This window comes from Mucilaginibacter paludis DSM 18603 (assembly GCF_000166195.2).
GTDB classification, from domain to species: Bacteria; Bacteroidota; Bacteroidia; order Sphingobacteriales; family Sphingobacteriaceae; genus Mucilaginibacter; species Mucilaginibacter paludis.
In genome coordinates this window covers 3,675,255-3,696,677 of record NZ_CM001403.1, presented here as the reverse complement: position 1 = coordinate 3,696,677, position 21,423 = coordinate 3,675,255, and the positions used below count along the sequence as shown (strand labels likewise).

Sequence of the window (21,423 nt, the reverse complement as noted above, 5' to 3'; positions counted from 1 at the left end):
ACAATTAACAAATGATAACTGCACTCGACAAAAACACAGCGCTTGTTTTAATTGATCTTCAAAATGGCATCGTACAATTGCCGCTGGCACATCCCGTTAGTGATGTTCTGGCCAATGCATCAAAACTGGTTGAGGCTTTCCGCAAGGCTGGCCTTCCTATCGTCATTGTAAATGTAAACCCTGCCGGAGCCGCCTGGACAAAGGCCCGTAAAGATTCAAACCCAACTGCCGGAGCCGCTTTTAAAGAGGATTGGCTTGATATTGCTGCCGAAATTAACACACAACCCGGGGATATTTTTATTACCAAACATACCTGGAGCGCTTTTTATGAAACTCAGATTGATGAGAAACTGAAAGAAAAAGGAGTTACAGGTATTGTATTGGCTGGCATATCAACCAGCATTGGCGTTGAAGGAACCGCTCGTGATGCAAGTGAGAGGGGTTATAACATAACCTTTGCCACCGATGCGATGACCGATATGTTTGCCGATGCGCACCATAACAGCTTAAAATATATTTTGCCAAGAATTGGCGAAACCGGTACTACTGATAAAATTATCGAGGTTTTGGGCTGAGGTTAAAAACAAAATGGGTGTTAACTTAAACACTCATTTTGGCCACTTGGTAACTTTCATAGGCTACCCTCCGCTGCCGCAAGGGTCTCCCTTGTGGCCCGCATGCTGAGTATTGGATATACCAATCCCGAATGTTATCATTATTCTGCAAATTGTATTTTTACTAAGTGAGCTCTAATTATAAAAATCGGGAAGGATTGTATTTTGTGATTTTTACAGCCGTGTTTTGGATAGATGTGGTTTGTGCGATTGCCGTATTTTGATGTTTGGTGCCCGAAGAATAACGTATACTTAGCACTTGGGCCACAAGGGAGACCCTTGCGGCAGCGGGAGTTTTGGGCTGAAGTTAAAAACAAAATGGGTGTTAACTTAAACACCCATTTTGGCCATTTGGTAGCTTTCATAGGCTCGAGAGACATCTCTCTGAAAAAACATAAAAACCCTGGCATAAAAACAATATTCGCCTGAATATGATAATTATTGCCGGGATGCCTAACCAATGCGCATGTAGCGAAGCCGGGATGTTGCCATGAAAAAGATACGAAATAGAGTGCCCAAGCCCACAACCAGGGCACCAGTTTATGCCCAATAGCTTTAATGGGCATAATTCAAAATGGGCCGCTTGATAGGGGTTGCTTAAACACAGCGTTAGCATAGCCGTAACCCAGAAAATCAATTCGAAATGATTAACGATAAACTTTTTGAAGTCGCGAGCGAAGCTTTTGTTCATTTTAAATTATAAACTATCGCAAGCTAAAATAACGAAAGATCAGGACTATATCTCGTATTTGAATACAGATCTGAGAATGCCCGGATCAAAGCCGGGCATTTATTTACATGTTTTTGCTTTTCGTCATTAACAGCAACGATACGCCGAGCGAAAATAATAAACCCAACAGCAAGGCTCCGAATATATAGCCCGAAAAATCGGCGATGGTACCGGCAGCTACGTAATTAATATACCAGATAGCAAAAGCCATGGTGATTATGCCCCCTACAACTAATATTTTAAAGCCTTCAACTAATCCCTCTAAAAAGCTCATCGCACCTCCTAAATAGTTTTCGCGGTAATTACGTACGCCAAAATAGAGGCCTATTAACGGTATTAAGCCCGATGTGTATTCTATCGGTTTGAGTTCGTGTGTAGATTCCGTAGAGCCGCCCGCCCAATGCATCACATAGATCCAGATACCACTTACTATACCTATAATTACTCCTGAGATAACTGCATTTTTCATAAAACATTGTTTTTAATAAGGTTGACTAATAGTATATATAAGATCGTTTATGGAAATTTGTTTGCTTTACTGTTAGAGTAGCAAATTTATCGCCTGCTTCACAATAGCTTTTTACTTATATTTGCATCGTTTTGAATATCCGTGAAATTTTAGAGCGCTATAAGACTGACGAACGCGTGCAAACGTTAGCAAAAGCGCTCAATAGTGTAAAACATCCGAGGGTGCAACTCCGCGGATTAGTCGGGTCGAGCGATGCGGCCATGGCGGTAGCTTTGTATTTTTTAAAGCACAGCCACATGTTGTTTATCCTTCCCGACAGGGAGGAGGCCGGTTATTTTCAGTCGGATCTGGAAAATTTGCTGGATAAGGAGATATTACTTTTCCCCTCATCATACCGTAAGCCTTTTGAATTTACCCAGCCCGATAGCAGCAATGTTTTGGCCCGTGCCGAAGTATTGAATGAACTGAACCATACCTCAGAATATGGCCAGCTGATTGTTACTTATCCTGAAGCATTAGCCGAAAAGGTGATTGACAGGGCCTCGCTCGAAAAAAACACCCTCGAAATTGGGGTTACCAATAAGCTGAGCCTTGATTTTATTAACGAGTTTTTAATTGAGTATGCTTTTGAACGAGTTGATTTTGTGTACTCGCCCGGGCAGTTTTCCATTCGTGGGGGTATTGTGGATATCTTCTCCTTCTCGCACGATCTGCCCTACCGGGTAGAGTTTTTTGGAGATTTTATTGAATCGATCAGAACTTTTGAGATAGAGAGCCAGCTCTCTGTCGAGCAGGTTAAAACCATTACCATTGTACCCAACGTACAATCTAAGTTTTTAACGGAGAATAACATTTCCTTGCTTGAATATATTGATCCATCAACACAAATTTGGATCAAGGATGTGCAGTTTACCCTGGATATTATCCAAAGTGGCTACAAAAAAGCCACCCAATTGTGGAAAGCCCTATCTGCCGAAGATAAGAATGCCAACCCCGATTGGATTGACCCCAAGTTTGGTTTTACCGACGAAAAAATGATTGCCGACCAGCTTCATGATTTTGGCTTGGTAGAATTTGGCAAGCAATTTTTTTACACCCCTACCGATAGCGTACAGTTTGACATCCGCCCGCAACCCTCTTTTAACAAAGATTTTAGCCTGCTGATCCATAACTTTAAAAATAACGAAGCGGAAAAGATAGAGAACTGCATTTTTACCGACTCCACCAGGCAGCTCGAAAGATTGTATGCCATTTTTGAGGACCTGGATAAAACTATCAAATTTACGCCGGTAAATATCTCCATCCGCGAAGGATTTATAGATTATGCTCAAAAGATAGCTTGTTATACCGACCACCAGATTTTCGACCGGTATTATAAATACAAGTTAAAAAAAGGCTACCAACGCTCGCAAGCTATTACCTTAAAAGATCTTCGTGAACTAAAACCCGGAGATTATATTACCCATATTGACCACGGTATCGGTAAATACGCCGGACTTGAAAAAGTTGAGGTGAACGGCAAAATGCAGGAAATGATCCGTTTGCTATACTCGGACAACGACCTGTTGTACGTTAACATTAACTCGCTTAACCGCATCTCTAAATACAGCGGGAAGGAAGGTACCGTACCCAAAATGAATAAGCTTGGTACCGATGCCTGGGAAAAGCTGAAGAAAACAACAAAAAAAAAAGTTAAGGACATAGCCCGCGACCTGATCAAGCTTTACGCTGTACGCAAAGCGCAGGACGGTAATGCCTTTTCGCCCGATAGCTATTTACAAACCGAACTGGAAGCATCCTTTATTTACGAGGATACACCAGATCAGGAAAAAGCGACCGTCGACTTTAAAAGGGATATGGAGTCGCCGCACCCTATGGACCGGTTGATTTGCGGCGATGTGGGCTTCGGTAAAACCGAGATAGCCATCCGCGCGGCTTTTAAGGCCGTTGCCGATAGCAAGCAGGTAGCCGTACTGGTGCCCACTACCATTTTAGCTGCGCAACATTATAAAACCTTTACAGACCGCCTGAAGGGCTTCCCTTGCAATATTGATTATGTTAACCGGTTTAAAACCAGCAAACAGATTAAAGATACTCTGCAAAGGCTGGCCGAAGGTAAATTAGATATTATCATTGGTACGCACCGCTTAGTAAGTAAAGATGTAAAATTTAAAGATCTGGGTTTGATGATTATCGACGAGGAGCAGAAGTTCGGCGTATCAACCAAAGAGAAGCTGAAGGCCATGCGCGTTAATGTAGATACCCTCACCTTAACAGCTACCCCTATCCCGCGTACACTGCATTTTTCGTTAATGGGCGCACGCGATCTTTCCATCATCTCCACCCCTCCGCCTAACCGCCAGCCCGTGGTAACGGAGCTGCATGTTTTTAATGATAAGTTGATTAAGGAAGCGGTTGAATATGAAATAGACCGTAACGGCCAGGTCTTTTTTATCCATAACCGGGTGGCCGATTTGCCCCAATTGGGCGGCATGATCAAGAAACTGGTACCCAAAGCCCGAATAGGAATAGCACATGGGCAACTGGAAGGAGACGACCTGGAAGATGTAATGCTCAAGTTTGTAAGTAACGAGTACGATGTATTGGTAGCTACCACTATTATTGAGGCGGGTTTGGATATCCCCAACGCCAATACCATCATCATCAACTACGCACACATGTTTGGGTTGAGCGATCTGCACCAGATGCGTGGCCGCGTTGGCCGGAGCAACAAAAAGGCCTTTTGCTATTTGCTGAGTCCTCCCCTGTCAACCTTAACATCCGAAGCGCGGAAGCGCCTGAGCGCGATTGAAGAATTCTCTGACCTGGGCAGCGGCTTTAACGTGGCCATGCGCGATTTGGACATCCGCGGAAGCGGAAACCTTTTAGGTGCAGAGCAAAGCGGCTTTATTGCCGAAATAGGCTTCGAGATGTACCATAAGATATTGGACGAAGCAATACAGGAGCTGAAAGATGATGAGTTTAAAGGTTTGTTTAAGGATGAGAAGCCAAGGCCGTTCATCTCGTTCACACAAATAGATACCGACCTGGAGATACTGATACCAGACGAATATGTAACCAGTATCCCCGAAAGGTATAACCTGTACACCGAACTATCAAAACTGGAGAATGAAACCGAACTGGCCGCCTTTGCCCAGCAATTGCATGACCGTTTTGGCCCTGTACCAAGGCAGGTGAACGACCTGATGAATACCATGCGCCTGCAATGGTTAGGTAAATCAATCGGGTTTGAAAAATTATCCCTCAAAAAGAATGTGCTGCGTGGCTACTTTATCGCCAACCAGCAGTCGCCCTATTTTGAAACTACACAATTTAGGCAGGTGCTTAATTTTATGCAGGCCAATCCCCGCCGCTGCAACATGAAAGAGGTGAAAAATACCTTACGCATCAGCATTGATAACGTGCGTACTATTGACGAAGCTGTAGCCATATTGGAAGAAATGATGGAGCCGGTTGTGGGATATAGTTGATGTTTGATGATTTTTATTCTGCCACATAGTTGGCTTTATCCTCTTTGCGTGATCCAACTCAGATAATTTTCCTGGTTTAAAATTGTAAATTCAGCCTCCGGATAAGCCTTATCAAAAGCAATGGGTTTCTTGGCTTTTGCATTTTTCCATTTACACTCAAAGGCATGTAGTTGGCCATTGTAAGATTCTACCAGATCTATTTCCTGGCCATCATAAGTACGCCAGAAAAAGTATTGCGGCTGATAACCAAGATAGGAATTACATTTAATCCGCTCGCTCAAAATATACTGCTCCCAAAGTTGGCCGATATCATTACGTTGGTGTAAGGGGCTAAAGTTATTGATGAGCGCATTTCTCAGTCCGTTATCATAAAAATACCATTTTTTACTTTTGGTCACTTCTTTACGCAGGTTATTGCTGTAACCAGTTAGCGGATAGATAATAAATACTTTGGTCAGCAAATCCATATACCTTTCTACTGTAGCCCGGTTAAGTTGCAGGCTGTTACCCAGTTCTACCGTGTTTACCTGGCTTCCCACTTGCCAGGCCAGCATCTGTAATAATTTATAAAGTACATCCGCCCCTCTTACCGTTTCCATAGTCAAAAGATCCTTAAGCAGGTAACTGTTAACCATCTGTTTCAGATAATTCTCTTTCTCCAAAAAATTATCGATGTGCCATAGTTCAGGATAACTTCCATATACCAATCTTTGCTCCAGGTTGCGTGTTGTGGTCATATAATCTTCAACAGTTGATAGCTCGGCCTGCGCTATAGGATATAAATGATATACAATGTTTCTTCCTACAAGGGGTTCTCCGGCAGCATAAACCAGGTCGAAACTGCTACTGCCGGTTACAATTATCGTTATTCCTTTAATGCCATCTATCATCAGCTTTAATATTTTGCCAATTTCAGGAATGGTCTGTGCCTCATCTATAATGATGATTTTCTTTCCGGCGGTCAGTTGTGTATAGTTAGCAATGGTTCTGCGCTGCAATAATTCCGAAACCTGCATATCTTCCCCTTGTAGCAACAAAGCATCATTTGGATATTTTTGAACGATGTTTTCTATTATCGTTGTTTTGCCTGTACGCCTGGTGCCGTACAGCATCAACACTTTTTGGCTGCCTATTTTGGCAACCATTTGTTGCTGTATTAACCGTGGAATATTCATTTTTTGTTAATTAGTTTAGTCGAGTAGGCTAATTTATGTAAATTAGTCTACTCGACCGTCGCAATTTACATTTTTTGGTGTGAAAAGTGAAATTAACACAAACTGAAACTTGCCGGATTGTTGTGCATAGATAATCACATTTGATCGTAGGGTTTACCACGGAGATCACACCAAGAGCGAAACACAGAGAGGCCAAAAGCTTATGGAATTCCTATCTATGTTATTATTACCCCTTATTCAATTTTCAAAACCGGCCATCCATCATTATCCCAATCCAATTGCTCTATCCTCAACTTTGATCTGCCATTGTCGCTGGCATCATAAGCGTGGAAAACAAGATAATCTATACCATCAAAACTGACAACGGCATTGTGGCCTACGCCATACCAATCTTTATCGCCGGCTAACACCAAAGTACCGCCTCCGTTTTCAAGCTTTACGCCTTCCCGGTCCAGATAAGGCCCGGTTATGTTCTTTGAGCGGCCAACCATTATCTTGTAATTACTTTTAGGGCCGCGGCAGCAGTAGTCCCACGAGGTGAAGAGGTAATAGTACTTACCCTTTTTAAATAAAAAGGGAGCTTCAATAGCTTTGCTTCCTGCTGTACTACCGGGTTGGTTTTTGTTGTGCGAGCGGGCTGCAATGATTCGCCAGGGCTTGGTGTCTATTACCGTTTTCAGGTCGTCACTTAGCCTCACTAAGGTTATACCGTTCCAGAACGAACCGAAAGTTAGCCAGGGTTTGCCCTGCTCGTCTAAAATTAAATTGGGGTCGATGGCGTTAAATTGGTCTTGACCGGGGATTGTCTTTACTACCATACCCAGGTCTTCCCACTTAAAATCCGGCGAGTCGGAATGCAGGGTTTTGTTGGTAGCGAGGCCAATGGCCGATGAATTTTTGCCGAAAACGGATGATGAGTAAAACAGGTAATATCGCCCGTGCTCATAAGAGATATCCGGTGCCCAGATATCATTCGCCTTGGTGTTGGGAACTTCTGTAAGCGTCCATGCCGGGGCCGTAGCTAAAACGGGTTTTTCCCGCTTCCAGTCTACCCGGTTTGTTGACGACCACACACTGACGCCCCTACCAGTACAGAAAATATAATACAGGCTATCTTGCTTAATCATCACAGGATCGTGGACGGATATGCGTTGCTGTGTTTGTCCGCATAACATAGTCGACGAGAATAAAAGCAATATGATGCAGCAACAGCGTTTCATACTATGGTATCGTCAGCTAATTAAATCGTTTAACGCAGTCGGCGATATTTAATCCTTAGGCTTACTATTTACCATTTCGGTAAAGCTTTTGGCGGCGTTGGTAAAGTCCGATGGTACCAAAACAATGGTTGTGGTATTGTTATCAATGCCGATCTCTGATAACATCTGCATGCGCCTTAATTCAAGCGCGATGGGGCTGCCTTCCATTTGTTTGGCGCCTTGGGTCAGTTTAATAGATGCTTCGAGCTCGGCCTCCGCTTTGATGATACGGGCGCGCTTTTCGCGGATGGCCTCCGCCTCACGGGCCATGGCCCGCTGCATGGATTCGGGTATCTCTACATCCTTCATTTCAACCATTTCTATTTTAATGCCCCAGGGTTCGGTGGCGCTATCCACAATTTTTTGGAGGGTACTGTTAATCTGCTCGCGCTCCCTTAAAACTTCGTCGAGTAAATTCTGACCGATAATGTTCCGTAACGCGGTAACCGAAAACTGGTAAACGGCCTGGTTGTAATTGGCTACTTTGATAATGGCTCTTTCCGGGTCGGTAATGCGAAACCAAAGTACCGCGTTCACCTTAATGGTCACGCTATCTTTGGTAATCGTTTCCTGCTGTTCCAGATCTACCGTTTTGGTACGGATATCCAGTTTAATTTGCGTGTCGATAAACGGAATGATCAGGTAAAGGCCCGGGCCCTTGGTTTTATGATACCGGCCAAGCCTGAATACAACGCCGCGCTCATACTCCTGAGCGATACGTACGCCCATTAAAATTAACACAAAAACAACAAAACCAAGGATAGGTAGCAGGTACATGATTTTTTGAATTGAAGGTTACAGAAATAATTACCCGGTAAATGTATAAATCATTTATAATGAATACATAAGGGTGGGATAAATAATTTTTATCCGGTGCGGAATTGACCCGAATAACATGAAATATCCTGGTTTCTTTAAAATAAATATTTGTAAATTTGAGTATGGTGACATTGACAGTTGAGCTCGATAAGGAAAAGGACCTGCCGGTATTACAGGCTTTATTGAATCGTTTGGAACTAAAATACCATATCGAAAATGAAGACTATCCACTTTCGGAAGCCGAACTTGAAGGTATTGCCAAAGGCATGGAGGATTTTAAAGCGGGCAGGGTACACACAACTGTGCAGGTACAAGCACGCATAAAGCAGAAGCTTGCGGATTTGCGTAATGGCTGAGACTCAATTATTGTGGTCGGACAGGGCTTTGAATGACTACGAGAATCTGGTAGCTTATTTATGGAGTGAATGGGGCGAACAAATTACTTTACGCGTCATCAATGAGTTGGAGGCTACAATAACACGTATTCAACATCAGCCGGAGCACTTTCCAATAGTTTTAAAAGACAAATCAATCCGCCGGTATGTGTTTTCTCCTCAAACCTCAATTTTTTTCAGGATCAACAGTGATACCATCGAAATTATATCACTGTTTGATAATCGCCAAAATCCAAATCAGTTAAAAAATTTGTAACTATAAATCCAATTCCAGCAATACCGGGCAATGATCTGAATGCCGAGCTTCGGATAGTATAGCCGCGCGTTTAATAAGCGGTTGCAAAGGCTGTGTTGCCATATTATAATCAATACGCCAGCCCAGGTTTTTGGCTCTTGAATTTGCCCTGAAGCTCCACCATGTATAATTATGGGGTTCTTTGTTTAAATACCTGAAGGTATCAACAAATCCCGATTCAATCAGGTTCTCCATCCATTCCCTTTCAGCCGGTAAAAATCCGGAAGAATTGGCATTTGATTTTGGATTATGAATATCTATTGGCCGGTGGCAAATGTTATAATCGCCCGAGATTACCAGGTTGGGGTAGGCCCACTTTAATTTGTTAATATACTCGCCAAACTCATCCAGAAACCGGAATTTAAAATCCTGCCGCTCATCGCCGCTTGATCCGGACGGGAAATAAACGCTCATCACCGATACATCGTCAAAATCAACACGGATGTTTCTACCCTCACGGTCAAAATCGCTGATGCCGCAGCCATACTCTATATGTTTTGGTGTTTGTTTGGTAAAAATGGCGGTGCCGCTGTACCCCTTTTTTTCGGCAGGATACCAGTAGTGCTCGTAGCCCAATTGTTCAACCAGTAACAGGTCGGTCAATACATCGGGTGTCGCCTTAATTTCCTGCAAACAAACTACGTCGGCATCCGAGGCTTGCAGCCAGGATAGCCAGTTTTTACTCATGGCAGAGCGTATGCCGTTAACGTTATAAGTGATGATCTTCATTCTGGTAATAAAATCTGTTTCGGTTATTGGGTATTGAGCAGGAGCAACTTATCCAGTTGTTTACATTCGCGTTTGCTCAGTAATTCAACGGATATGGCTACATCTTGCAAAGGGCGGTCGCGCTCGTCCTTTTTAATGGCGGCAATCCTGTCAACCATATCAATGCCGGTTATTACCTCGCCAAAAACGGTATAATTATGGTCAAGTTGCGGCGTGCCGCCTACGCTTTTATACCATTCGCGCTGCGATGGTGGTATTTTACGTCCTTGCAGGCGTTTTATCTCTACCTTATCCAGTTCCTCGTCGGTATAGCGCTTGCCTTCAACAATGTAAAACTGCGAACCGCTGGATGCTCTTTTAGGATTAACATCATCATTTTCGCGGGCGGCGCCTAATACGCCTCGTTTATGAAAAAGGCTATCGTTAAATTCAGCATCAATGGTATATTTTGGCCCCCCGTTGCCTAACTCAATAAGCGGTTTGGCATTTTTAGAATCCGGGTCGCCGCCCTGTATCATAAAGCCCTGGATAATGCGGTGGAAAAGCGTACCGTTAAAATAACCTTGCTTAGTAAGTTTAATAAAATTATCCCTGTGCTTTGGCGTTTCGTTATACAAACGGATAATGCACATCCCGTAGCTGCTTTTAATCCGGATGTATTGATTTTTAGGCGCTTTGGCAAATGCCGTGGATAATATTAATAAGGTTAGGCCCAGGGTAAAAAGTTTCTTCATATTCAGCTATTATAAATCTCATCAAAATAATCAATAATGAGAGATTTGATGAGCATTTCCTGTTCTAAAAGAGTATAGTTTGGTATCGGAACAATCATTTTCCAATGCGGCCAACCATCCTGGTCCAGCCCTTCCAGTTCATAAAAACCAAGTTTACTAAAAAGCCTGCAATTAGCAATATGCATCAGTTCTTCCTTTTGCCGCTTACTAAATTTTTTTGGCCCCTGCCCCAGTTCCTGCACACCTATTAAAAATAGCATCACCTTAATATCAGGAGTATCTGTATCAAAATCAGTTGCTATGCGTTGTTGCAGTTCGGTCCATTTAAAATTAACTTCAGCAGGTTTCATTCGGCAAATATAAGGTTAATATGACGATACCTTCGCGTTGGGTGCAATCGCCTTAAAACGGCATCACGATAATGTTACCAACGCATGACGGGTAAAAAAATCAATTTTGAAATAAAATATTACTTTTGTTAGCAGTTTGTTACTGATCAGGCGCTAACGGTAATAAAATAACGCGAATAAGTAATTAACCCTGTGTTGTAACGTTACACCATAAGTTGAAAAAGAAAAAACTCCATATCCGTTTTGCCTGGATCATATTGATCTGTTTTATAGCAGGGCAAACTATGGTGTATTCTCACCAGCATTTTCATTCTTTTAAAACGCCGGTTCAGCATACTGTAAAAGCTCAGCAACCGGTACAAACCGTAACCGACAAGTGTAATATATGCGATATGATGCATCATACACACATGGCTATATTTGGCAACGCCACAGTAAGCCCGCTGGTTACCATTTGCGATACGCATTACACCCGTCAGCACGATTATAAAGGCATCGCGCTCATCCTCTCTGCCGGGCGCTCCCCTCCCACCGTATAACATTTTTAAATTTTATTGTATCCAATTTTCCGGGGATGTTTCCCACGGGATGTTCTATTTATTCAATTTTTATATGTTATCATGAAATTAAAAATTTTTATAGGTTCATTTTTTGCCCTGTTTATCTATTTTTCTGCCTACTCAATTAACACCATTAAAGTTAACGGCGATGAGCCCAAAGCCGCCGCGACCGGCACACTAACCGGGCTGATAACCGATAAGGCCGACGGGCAGCCTTTAATTGGCGTAACCGTAAGCATACCCGATTTAAAAAACGCTACTACTACCAATACCCAGGGTAGATATATTTTAAACCGCGTGCCTAAAGGTACCTACCTGGTGCAGGTGCGTTATATTGGTTATGCCACCATCAATCAAAAGGTTGATTTTACAAAAAACAGTGTCATGAATTTCCAGATGCATGTATCCACCATTGAGGCCGGAGAAGTGGTTATAACAGGTGTTGCACGGGCAACCGAATTGAAAAAGAGCCCCATCCCCATCGTTGCCATCACCAAACAAGCGCTTGATGAGCGGGCCGGAGCGGGCAACGTGATAGACCAGATAGCCAACTTGCCCGGTGTAAGCGCGGTTACCACCGGTCCCAACGTATCTAAGCCCTTTATACACGGTTTAGGCTATAACCGGGTAATTACGTCGGTAGACGGGATACGCCAGGAAGGCCAGCAATGGGGTGATGAGCATGGTGTTGAGGTTGACCAAAACGCGGTTGACCGGATTGAAGTGATCAAAGGACCTGCAAGTTTAACTTATGGGTCTGACGCGATAGGCGGCGTGGTGAACCTGATATCGCCGGCACCGGTTGCGGAAGGGAAAATATTAGGATCGGTACAGGGTATTTACGGTACCAACAATGGTTTATACAATGGTTCGTTCCGTTTGCAGGGCAACCAAAATGGTTTGGTTTGGGGTACGGTAATCTCTGCTAAAGGCGCTAAAGATTATCAGAACCAGCATGACGGCCGTGTATATAATACCGCCTACCAGGAGCGTGATGCGCGGGTAATGGTGGGTATAAACAAATCATGGGGCTACTCGTACCTAAACGCTTCGGTATTTGACGATCAGCAGGAGATTCCCGATGGAAGCCGCGACTCGCTTACACGCCAGTTTACCAAACAGGTTACCGAAGCGGATGCCTTCCGCCCTATCGTATCCTCATCTGAGTTAAACTCCTACAGTATTTCTCCGCTGCATCAGCATGTGCAGTTATACCGCATTTATAGCAACAGCAATTTTGTATTTGGCGATAATGGCAGTTTAAGCGTAAACCTGGGCTATCAGTATAGCCATCGCCGGGAGTTTACACACCCTACCGCTACCGATATACCGGGCTTAAACCTCAATCTTAATACTTATACTTACGATTTAAGATACAACTTTAACCTCGCTAAGGATTATGAAACATCGGTTGGTTTAAACGGCATGTATCAAACCAATAGCCTGGGCCCGGGCACCAATTTTCCGATACCGGCCTACCACCAGTTTGATATTGGCCCCTTCTTTTTAATTAAAAAGAGCTATGGCAAATTAGATGTATCGGCAGGTGGGCGATTTGATAGCCGCTCATTTACCGGACAGGCTGCTTATGTTGATACTACCAATGCTGCTTTCCCATTATTATATACTGGTAGCAATCCAACCACCACGCCTAACGTGGTTTCGCAGTTTAATGCCTTGAGCAAAACCTTTACGGGCTTTTCGGGAAGCTTTGGCGCAACGTACAATTTCTCGAACGAATTTTTGATCAAGGGTAATATCGCGCGTGGTTTCAGGGCACCGAGCATTGCCGAGCTATCGTCCAACGGGGCCGATCCGGGTTCGCAGATCTATCATACCGGTAACAAAAACTTTGTTCCGGAGTTTAGCTTGCAGGAAGATATAGGGGCTTTTTTAACACTACCTAACGTGAGCGCCAGCGCGGAGGTTTTTAACAATAGTATTTCAAATTATATTTTTCAGCAGCAATTGCTTAATGCCGATGGTTCGCCGGTATTAACACAGGGGTATAACACTTTTGAGTATGTACAAACCAAGGCCCAAATTTATGGCGGCGAATTGAGCCTGGATATTCATCCTGTTAAATGGTTACACTTTGAAAACTCCATGAGTTTAACTTACGGGCAGAATAAAGGTACCGGTGGTAAGGTGCCCGATAGTTTAAAGTATCTGCCGTTTATCCCGCCTTTGCACACCCATTCTGAACTGCGCGGAAAATTTGACAAAGGGTTTGGCTCATTGAAAAACGTATATGCCTTTGTTGGTTTTGATCATTTTAATCCCCAGGACAGATTTTTTTCGGCGTATGGTACAGAAACCTATACTGCGGGCTATAACCTGATTAGCGCCGGTGTTGGCGGCAATATTGTTAACGCGGCCGGTAAAAAAGTGTTGGAGTTATTTATTGAAGGCACCAACCTGGCGAATGTAAATTACCAATCGAACATGAGCCGGTTAAAATATTTTGATAATGCTGAGCCGGGGCCGGGCGTTCAGCCTGGTATATTTAACATGGGCCGGAATATCAGCTTTAAGGTGGTAGTGCCTTTTGATTTTTCGCCTAAGAGTAAGGGGTAGGGGCCCCCTAATCCCCTGAAGGGGGAACAAGAGAGCATTGGCGTCTTTTTTTAACAACAAACCCGGCCTCGGCCGGGTTTGTTGTTTTTATTTCTCTGTTAATTTAATCTGGTCTGCTTCGGTAATTACAATTTCGGGTTTGCCTTTGTAATCAATTACCGTTCCGGTAACACAAACAGCTTTGTTTTTAAAGGCTACTTCGGGAGCATCCTTAAACTTTTTCCGGTCGTCGCCTTTAATCAGCAAGGTCAATAACTCGTTGGGGTGTGCTGCACCTAAATCCAGCAGGGTGATACCGCCGCCGCTTAAAAATTTACCACCATATATTTTATCGCAAATGGTTACTTTTTCGCCAATGTGCTTCGCGGCATCTTTGGCATCAATGGTGGTTTGCGCAAAAGTTTTAACGCTTGCAAAGCCTATCAATAGTATGAAGCCGATTTTTTTCATGTCTGTTAATTATTGTTATTGATAAAGTAACAGCATTTGCGGCAAATTGCCTAATAATTAAATGTAAATTGTTAGTGATGCTTTACCGTTTATAATATACAATGAGCGATGCTTTGCTGATCAGGTTATTGCTGATGGCAAACCCAACATAAGCCGGTGAAGCATTTTTATCTAGGCCCAGTTTGGCCGTTTTTAAAGCGTAAACCGTTATAATGTACGGATGCGGCGCATCGCCAACCGGTGGGCAGGGGCCGCCGTAGCCTGGTTGGCCAAAATCTGTAATGCTCTGGATAGCCGTTTGCGGTAACAGGTGTTCCTGGTTATTGCCCGCGTTTTGTTTTAACTCGCTTACCGTGGCCGGGATATCAAATACCACCCAATGCCACCATCCGCTGCCGGTAGGTGCGGCAGGGTCGTGAATGGTGATGGCGAAGCTCCTGGTTTCTTTAGGTGCGTTTTGCCAGTATAACTGCGGCGATTTGTTGGCGCCCGTACAACCGAAACCATTCAGGGTAAACTCATTGCTGAACTGCCCGCCGAGGTCGTTGCTTTTCAGGGTAAAGGTTTGCGCATTTACTGTCGCATCCGCGATCAGCATAAAAAAAAGAAAGTGAAATAAAGTTCTCATGGTCGTCAATTATTTTGTTGACCAAAAGTGCCTCAATATGTTTTTTTCATCAATTGAAATCAGGCCAAAAAAGGCTGCAAAAAGCTCAATCCTTATTTGGCCTGGAGCTGATATTGCTTAGGTGTTAAGCCGAATTGCTTTTTAAAGGCCGATGTAAAGTTGGACGCGCTCTCGTAGCCCAAATCAACATACAATTCGCTTACCCGTTTTCCTTGCATCAGCTCGGCGGAAGCGATTTGTAATTTGCGCTCGCGGATGTACTTGCCCGGGCTAAGGCCGTATGCTTTTTCAAAATCGCGCTTAAAGGACGATAAACTTTTGTTGGCTAAAAAAGCAATCTCGTCTAATGTTAAATTATTCACCAGGTTATTTTCAACCAGTTTTTTGAGCGAAAGTTCGCGGGTATCAATCAATGGTTTAAAAACCGAGGCCATTTCGCTGAGATGTTCGGCAGGGATGCTCAAAAAAAGCTCTTCAAGCTTATGTTTGCCCAGGGCAGTTGGGATGCTTGGCTGGTGCTGAATAATGTGCAGCAAACTTTGCAGATAACCGGCCTGGTAAGGTGTTTGCTTAAATTTTACCAGCTGGTTATCCGCATCAAATAATTCTCCGGGCTTTGGCGATATATCGGTCCGGTTTAAAAAATCAACTAAATAACGCGTCGGAAACAAAATCAGGATGCTGCTGTACTCCGACCGGTTGAGCGAATGCTCGGCGATGATGCTGTGCCCTTCGGTGATCAAAACTGCCTCTCCGGTATTAATAATGGTCCGTTGTGATGATTTATAAATATCCTTTACGCCATTAACCACAAAACTGATCACATTACAATTAAAAATCACCCGGTTCTTTTGAGCTTGTGAATGCTCTTTATATAGCACAAAAGCAATATCATCACAAGCAGTTTGCGGATGCTTTTTTATCGCTTGCGGAATATTGATGTGCTGCATATATACAAATGTATCATTTATGCATTTATTACATCATCTGCATTTTTCCATATTATAGATTTCCAGTATCTTTCACCGTTATACTAAACCATCATAAATTGTTAGTTAAAACCTTTGGCAGCGCTGTTTACGGAATTGAGGCCACAACCATTACAGTTGAAGTTAATATTGCATCGGGCACTAAGTATTCTATAGTCGGCTTGCCGGATAATGCCGTTAAGGAAAGCTATTTCCGGATACAGTCGTCGTTAAAAAACTGTGGTTACCACATGCCGAGGCAGCAGGTAATTGTAAATATGGCACCGGCAGATATCAAGAAAGAAGGCTCATCGTACGACCTCACCATAGCCACCGGTGTTTTGGCGGCATCTAACCAGATTACGCCTGACGAATTGGACAAGTATTTGATTATGGGCGAGCTCTCGCTCGATGGCGGGCTACAGCCCATTAAAGGCGCTTTGCCCATTGCTATCCAGGCCCGCAAAGAAGGGTTTAAAGGTTTTATCCTGCCAAAACAAAACGCGCGGGAAGCCGCTATTGTAAGCGATCTGGAAGTTTTTGGCGTTGAAAGCATCACGGAGGTCGTCGGCTTTTTTAACGGGACCGTTCAGCTAAAGGCCGAAATTGTGAATACCCGCGAAGAGTTTTATAACAGCGTTAACAATTACGACAGCGATTTTTCGGAAGTACGCGGGCAAGAGAATATTAAACGCGCCTTAGAAATTGCCGCCGCAGGCGGCCACAACGTGATACTGATTGGTCCGCCGGGAGCGGGTAAAACCATGCTGGCCCGCAGGCTCCCTTCCATACTGCCGCCCTTAAGTTTGCAGGAATCCTTAGAAACTACCAAGATCCATTCGGTAGCCGGGAAGCTTTCGGCAAGTGATGCGCTGGTTACTGTAAGGCCCTTCCGCTCACCGCACCACACCATCAGTGATGTGGCTTTGGTTGGCGGAGGCACCAATCCACAGCCCGGCGAAATATCGCTGGCACATAACGGTGTTTTGTTTTTGGATGAATTGCCCGAGTTTAAGCGCACGGTGCTCGAAGTAATGCGCCAGCCGCTGGAAGAACGCCGGGTAACCATATCGCGTGCGCGGATGTCGGTCGATTATCCCTCCAGCTTTATGTTGATAGCCAGTATGAATCCCTGCCCTTGCGGTTATTATAATCATCCCGAAAAGGAATGTGTTTGCCCTCCGGGGATGGTACAAAAATACCTGAGCAAAATATCGGGTCCGCTGCTGGACAGGATAGACCTGCATGTTGAAGTAACACCGGTAAACTTTACCGAACTATCATCAGACAGGCTGGCCGAAAAAAGCGAAGGCATCCGCGAGCGGGTGATTAGGGCAAGGGATGTACAAATAGCCCGGTTTGGCTCCCAGCAGGGATTACACTCTAATGCCCAAATGAGTACCAAAATGGTGCGCGACCTATGCAAGATAGATACAGCAGGCCAAACCTTACTGAAAAAGGCGATGGAGAAACTGGGCCTCTCGGCGCGTGCCTATGACCGTATCCTGAAAGTTTCCAGAACCATTGCCGACCTTGCCGGAAGCGAGAACATTGAAATGGAACACTTGGCCGAAGCCATCCATTACCGAAGTTTGGACAGGGAGAATTGGGCGGGATAATGGCCTTGCTGAGTAGTATAGCCTCCATTTACCAAAACAAATTAAAGTGTGTATTTGCCAAAGGAGAACGTTAAAATAGACACATTCAATTAAATAACCATCTGCAACAATGAACAGTTTTACAATTCAGTCACAACTTTTAAAAAGGGAATATCTTAAACTACATTACCAGCTTATGTTTGCCAGGGCCTGGATGTTATGTATGTGTGTATTTGCAGGGCTGTTTATAGTTTTTTCCACAGGGCTGTTTGTAACACACAACTACGCCATTTTTGATTCTGACCTCTATTATTACGGGCTAATGGTAACTATTTGGACTATATTAATCATCATAATTCCGTTAATCACGGTGCCACTAAGCTTTAAAAGTAACCAGATGCTGCAGGAAGCAACCAGCTACGAGTTTACAGAGGAGGGTGTAAATGTTACCGGCGAATCATTTACATCTCTTTATAAATGGGCTAAAATTTATAAGATCAAAGGAGTGAACGGCTGGATATTATTATATCAAAGCCACAGGTCGGCAAATATTATTAAAGTTGGTTTGGATAACGGCACGGACATCAGGGCTCTGAAAGATTACCTGAAGCAAAGCGGGTTTAAAATAAAAATTCAGTTGTAAATTGAAAGGCCTTATCCGCACTCCCGCAATAATATATATTTTCCTGATCATTCTATCCATTATCCTCGGCTTTTTATCCCGAATGGTTACGAGTGTTCCGCTTTGGGTGGGCGATGTATTGTGGGCAACTATGGTGTTTTTTATGGTTCGGTTTATTTTTATTAATCAAGCTTTAAAGCAAGTGGTCATCATCAGCTTATTGTTTTGTTATGGCATAGAGCTTAGCCAGCTTTACCAGGCAGAATGGATCAACCAGATCAGGCAAACTACGTTTGGTAAACTGGTATTGGGGCAGGTGTTTTCGTGGGGCGATATGTTGTGTTACACGGTGGGCATAGTTATCGGCGCTTTAATTATGAAGATGATCGGTGCTAATAAAAATAACAGCTTCCTGAACGGATAGTCAATACTTCAACTATCAATTTAAAATATTTTTTCTATCTTTTGGATGTATTAAAAAAGCAGCAAAATGAGTACCGTACCACTGATCCAGATCCGTAATCTTTCCAAATCATACGGATCAAAAATGGTTTTAAAGCATTTAACGCTCGATATTTTTCCGGGTCAGGTGATAGGCTACATCGGGCCGAACGGGGCAGGTAAATCAACAACGGTAAAAATTTTGACCGGCCTTATCCCCGATTTTGAGGGCGAGGTAATTGTTAATGGCCTTAACATGGCGCAAAACCCGCAGGACATTAAACGTTTAATGGGTTATGTGCCCGAAAATGCCGAGATATATGAGGTGCTTACGCCGATGGAATACCTCGATTTTATAGGCAAGCTATATGATATGGAAGAGGATGTAGTAACCGAACGTGCACAAAAACTATTGGGGGCCTTTGGCCTGAGCGCTAATTTGAACGACAGGATGGATACCTTCTCTAAAGGGATGAAGCAAAAGGTGCTGCTCATTTCGGGCATTATCCACAACCCGCAGATTATTGTGTTGGATGAACCGCTTTCGGGGCTGGACGCTAACGCCGTAATTACCGTGAAAGAATTAATTGTGCGCCTTTCGCAAGAAGGCAAAACCATATTTTATTGCTCGCACATGATGGATGTAGTTGAAAAAGTATCCGATAGGATATTGCTGATTAACAAAGGCGAGATTGTTGCCGACGGTACCTTTGAGTCGCTCAAGCAGAACCACAGTGATACGCTGGAGCAGATTTTTGCCAAATTAACCGGTCGTGATACTTCAAGTCATGAAACCGATGCCATTATGAACGCTTTTGACTGATCACAATGGATAAGCTTTTTTTACGATTAGTTGCCTTGTTCAACCCTTTTTTGGAACGAACCGGTGTTGATACCTACCAACTGCATGAGATCCTCCGGGTTAAACTCCTGATGGATAGCCGTCGGCCACCTGCCATGTTTGCCGGCCGTAGGCGTGCCACTACTACTTCAGCCTCCTCTTCCTTTAAGGTAACTGTTTTCTCGCTGATCTTCGGAGCGTTGTATGGCGCTGTTCTGTTTGTTTTCAACAAGCCCCTGGTTGGGCAAACGGTTTATTTTAGCGCCTTTATGGTGCTAATGTCCTTAACGCTCATTACCGATTTTACAACGGTGCTGATTGACGTGCGCGACCAATTGATTATAGCGCCCCGGCCCGTTAATGATCGTACGGTGGCTATAGCACGTATATCGCATATCAGCATTTACGTTTTGCGCCTGGCGCTGGTGCAAGGTTTGCCCGCCATGATTATGATTGGCTTTATTGATGGTGCCGCTGCCGTGCCCGTGTTTTTGATACAGGTTATTGTGGCTACGCTGTTAAGTATTTTTATCGTCAATATCATTTACCTGCTACTCATGAAATCGGTAAGCCCGCAACGGTTTAAAGATATCATCAGCTATTTCCAGATCGCGTTTTCCATTTTAATTTTTGCGGCTTATCAGTTGCTGCCCCGATTAATCAAAATGTCGGTACTGGCCGATTTTAATTTGATGGGGCATACCTGGTCCTATTTTTTACCGCCTGTTTGGATAGCTTCGCTTAACGAGGTATTGATACACCCTGGCCGGGCAACGTTGATAACCAGCCTGATGGCCATAACCGGTATTACGGTTCCGTTGGTAGCCATTTGGTTTGTGGTAAAGGTGCTGGCTCCCGGTTTTAACAGGCGCTTATCAATGATAGCCATGTCCGACGGGGCGACATCCGGTGTGCCGAGCAAAGCCGAAAAAAAATCAGGAATAATTGATAAAATCGCAAACTTTTTAGCGCCCGACCCGGTTGAGAATGCCGGCTTCCGGATCACCTGGAAACTGGCTGCCCGCACGCGCGAGTTTAAAATGAAGGTTTATCCGCAATTTGCCTTTATACCGGTGTACTTTGCTTACTTTACCTTATCAGGTAGTGGCGACGTTGCCGGGCAGTTTTACAAAATGCAGCATGGCAAAAGTTATATCTTTTTGCTCTACTTCAGCTCTATTGTACTGGCTGCCATTCTGCAACAGATCTCGCAAACCGAAAAGTATAAGGCCGCCTGGGTATACTATGCTTTACCCATCAGCAAGCCCGGTAAAATTTTGGCGGGTATGTACAAGGCCATTACGGCGCTCTACTTTTTACCCTATATGTTTGTTTTAGGCGCGGCTTGTGTGGCTGTATGGGGAACCGCCGTTATAAACGATATTATACTGGCCTTCCTGATGATCCAGCTTTATGGTATTGTGATGGCATTGTTTTTAGTAAAGGGGCTTCCCTTTTCAAGGCCGGTATTAAACAAGCAAGCTGGAGGGCGCATAATAACCTCGTTGTTAATAACTGCCCTTGCCGGTATATTTGGCTTCGGCCATTACGTACTTTCGCGATGGGAGATGGTGATCTGGATTGCCATTATCCCTGCGGCCTTGGTTTACTGGCTATTATTTAATTATTACCGCAAGCAAACCTGGGATAATATCGAACTAAACGAAATCGAATAGAC

22 protein-coding genes are annotated in these 21,423 nt (G+C 43.9%); 11 read left to right on the top strand and 11 right to left on the bottom strand.

Translation table 11 applies throughout. From position 1 onward, the window contains the following. Positions 1–11: 11 nt before the first annotated feature. On the top strand, positions 12–575 hold the full coding sequence (locus tag MUCPA_RS15700; protein ID WP_008507691.1) for an isochorismatase family protein: 564 nt from the start codon (positions 12–14) through the stop codon (positions 573–575). A gap of 400 nt (positions 576–975) precedes the next feature. On the opposite strand, the gene MUCPA_RS37080 is transcribed toward MUCPA_RS15700, so the two are convergent. Next, entirely contained in the window at positions 976–1,230 is a 255-nt protein-coding gene (locus MUCPA_RS37080) for a DUF2752 domain-containing protein (RefSeq protein ID WP_233276895.1), read from the bottom strand. A gap of 178 nt (positions 1,231–1,408) precedes the next feature. After that, a complete protein-coding gene (locus MUCPA_RS15690; RefSeq protein ID WP_008507688.1) occupies positions 1,409–1,813 on the bottom strand; it encodes a DUF4199 domain-containing protein in 405 nt (134 codons plus the stop codon). A 131-nt stretch (positions 1,814–1,944) separates the two neighbouring features. Here MUCPA_RS15690 and mfd point away from each other — a divergent pair, with 131 nt between their 5' ends. After that, positions 1,945–5,304: a transcription-repair coupling factor gene (gene mfd, locus MUCPA_RS15685; protein ID WP_008507685.1), complete on the top strand. Its 3,360-nt coding sequence runs from the start codon at positions 1,945–1,947 to the stop codon at positions 5,302–5,304. Positions 5,305–5,339: 35 nt separating this feature from the next. Here mfd and MUCPA_RS15680 read toward each other — a convergent pair whose 3' ends face one another. From MUCPA_RS15680 to MUCPA_RS15670, 3 genes are all read right to left on the bottom strand, one after another. Continuing rightward, positions 5,340–6,479 carry an ATP-binding protein gene (locus tag MUCPA_RS15680; RefSeq protein WP_008507683.1) on the bottom strand — a complete coding sequence of 380 codons (1,140 nt, stop codon included), beginning with the start codon at positions 6,477–6,479 and terminating at the stop codon, positions 5,340–5,342. 233 nt (positions 6,480–6,712) lie between these two features. Further along, a complete protein-coding gene (locus MUCPA_RS15675) occupies positions 6,713–7,654 on the bottom strand; it encodes a family 43 glycosylhydrolase (protein WP_217220498.1) in 942 nt (313 codons plus the stop codon). A gap of 93 nt (positions 7,655–7,747) precedes the next feature. Continuing rightward, the gene (locus tag MUCPA_RS15670; RefSeq protein WP_008507679.1) at positions 7,748–8,515 is read right to left on the bottom strand and encodes a slipin family protein; all 768 of its coding nucleotides are present in this window, start codon (positions 8,513–8,515) and stop codon (positions 7,748–7,750) included. Positions 8,516–8,679: 164 nt separating this feature from the next. Here MUCPA_RS15670 and MUCPA_RS15665 point away from each other — a divergent pair, with 164 nt between their 5' ends. Then, a complete protein-coding gene (locus MUCPA_RS15665) occupies positions 8,680–8,913 on the top strand; it encodes a hypothetical protein (RefSeq protein WP_008507677.1) in 234 nt (77 codons plus the stop codon). Beyond that, positions 8,906–9,208: a type II toxin-antitoxin system RelE/ParE family toxin gene (locus MUCPA_RS15660; protein ID WP_008507675.1), complete on the top strand. Its 303-nt coding sequence runs from the start codon at positions 8,906–8,908 to the stop codon at positions 9,206–9,208. The genes MUCPA_RS15665 and MUCPA_RS15660 overlap by 8 nt, the downstream gene beginning before the upstream one ends. Here the strand turns inward: MUCPA_RS15660 and MUCPA_RS15655 are convergent, their stop codons facing one another. Genes MUCPA_RS15655 through MUCPA_RS15645 form a run of 3 tightly spaced genes read right to left on the bottom strand, consistent with a single transcriptional unit; the run spans position 9,209 to position 11,060 of the window. Continuing rightward, positions 9,209–9,976 carry an exodeoxyribonuclease III gene (locus tag MUCPA_RS15655; protein WP_008507673.1) on the bottom strand — a complete coding sequence of 256 codons (768 nt, stop codon included), beginning with the start codon at positions 9,974–9,976 and terminating at the stop codon, positions 9,209–9,211. It lies immediately after the preceding gene. 23 nt (positions 9,977–9,999) lie between these two features. Continuing rightward, positions 10,000–10,710 carry a peptidylprolyl isomerase gene (locus tag MUCPA_RS15650; RefSeq protein WP_008507670.1) on the bottom strand — a complete coding sequence of 237 codons (711 nt, stop codon included), beginning with the start codon at positions 10,708–10,710 and terminating at the stop codon, positions 10,000–10,002. Between the two features lie 2 nt (positions 10,711–10,712). Next, positions 10,713–11,060: a hypothetical protein gene (locus tag MUCPA_RS15645; protein WP_008507668.1), complete on the bottom strand. Its 348-nt coding sequence runs from the start codon at positions 11,058–11,060 to the stop codon at positions 10,713–10,715. Between the two features lie 215 nt (positions 11,061–11,275). On the opposite strand from MUCPA_RS15645, the gene MUCPA_RS37770 reads away from it, so the two are divergent. Together MUCPA_RS37770 and MUCPA_RS39250 are read left to right on the top strand one after the other, a co-directional pair. After that, on the top strand, positions 11,276–11,599 hold the full coding sequence (locus tag MUCPA_RS37770; protein ID WP_157543920.1) for a hypothetical protein: 324 nt from the start codon (positions 11,276–11,278) through the stop codon (positions 11,597–11,599). An 81-nt stretch (positions 11,600–11,680) separates the two neighbouring features. Beyond that, positions 11,681–14,197 (top strand): TonB-dependent receptor, encoded by a 2,517-nt coding sequence (locus MUCPA_RS39250; RefSeq protein ID WP_008507664.1) that lies wholly within the window; start codon positions 11,681–11,683, stop codon positions 14,195–14,197. Positions 14,198–14,284: 87 nt separating this feature from the next. Here MUCPA_RS39250 and MUCPA_RS15630 read toward each other — a convergent pair whose 3' ends face one another. From MUCPA_RS15630 to MUCPA_RS36155, 3 genes are all read right to left on the bottom strand, one after another. After that, complete coding sequence (locus MUCPA_RS15630) at positions 14,285–14,647, bottom strand: hypothetical protein (protein WP_008507662.1); 363 nt, start codon at positions 14,645–14,647, stop codon at positions 14,285–14,287. 82 nt (positions 14,648–14,729) lie between these two features. Beyond that, positions 14,730–15,275 carry a YbhB/YbcL family Raf kinase inhibitor-like protein gene (locus MUCPA_RS15625; protein ID WP_008507659.1) on the bottom strand — a complete coding sequence of 182 codons (546 nt, stop codon included), beginning with the start codon at positions 15,273–15,275 and terminating at the stop codon, positions 14,730–14,732. A 92-nt stretch (positions 15,276–15,367) separates the two neighbouring features. After that, positions 15,368–16,225 (bottom strand): helix-turn-helix domain-containing protein, encoded by an 858-nt coding sequence (locus MUCPA_RS36155; protein WP_008507657.1) that lies wholly within the window; start codon positions 16,223–16,225, stop codon positions 15,368–15,370. A gap of 98 nt (positions 16,226–16,323) precedes the next feature. On the opposite strand from MUCPA_RS36155, the gene MUCPA_RS15615 reads away from it, so the two are divergent. The 5 genes from MUCPA_RS15615 (at position 16,324) to MUCPA_RS15595 (ending at position 21,421) form a co-directional block, all read left to right on the top strand. Continuing rightward, positions 16,324–17,862 carry a YifB family Mg chelatase-like AAA ATPase gene (locus tag MUCPA_RS15615; protein WP_008507656.1) on the top strand — a complete coding sequence of 513 codons (1,539 nt, stop codon included), beginning with the start codon at positions 16,324–16,326 and terminating at the stop codon, positions 17,860–17,862. Positions 17,863–17,971: 109 nt separating this feature from the next. After that, positions 17,972–18,484, top strand: coding sequence for a YcxB family protein (locus MUCPA_RS15610; protein WP_008507655.1), 513 nt, complete (start codon positions 17,972–17,974; stop codon positions 18,482–18,484). A gap of 1 nt (position 18,485) precedes the next feature. Continuing rightward, positions 18,486–18,887, top strand: a complete 402-nt coding sequence (locus tag MUCPA_RS15605; RefSeq protein ID WP_008507654.1) for a ribosomal maturation YjgA family protein — start codon at positions 18,486–18,488, stop codon at positions 18,885–18,887. A 66-nt stretch (positions 18,888–18,953) separates the two neighbouring features. Next, positions 18,954–19,727, top strand: coding sequence for an ABC transporter ATP-binding protein (locus tag MUCPA_RS15600; protein ID WP_008507653.1), 774 nt, complete (start codon positions 18,954–18,956; stop codon positions 19,725–19,727). A gap of 5 nt (positions 19,728–19,732) precedes the next feature. Next, entirely contained in the window at positions 19,733–21,421 is a 1,689-nt protein-coding gene (locus MUCPA_RS15595) for a hypothetical protein (protein WP_008507652.1), read from the top strand. The last annotated feature ends 2 nt before the right edge of the window (positions 21,422–21,423 follow it).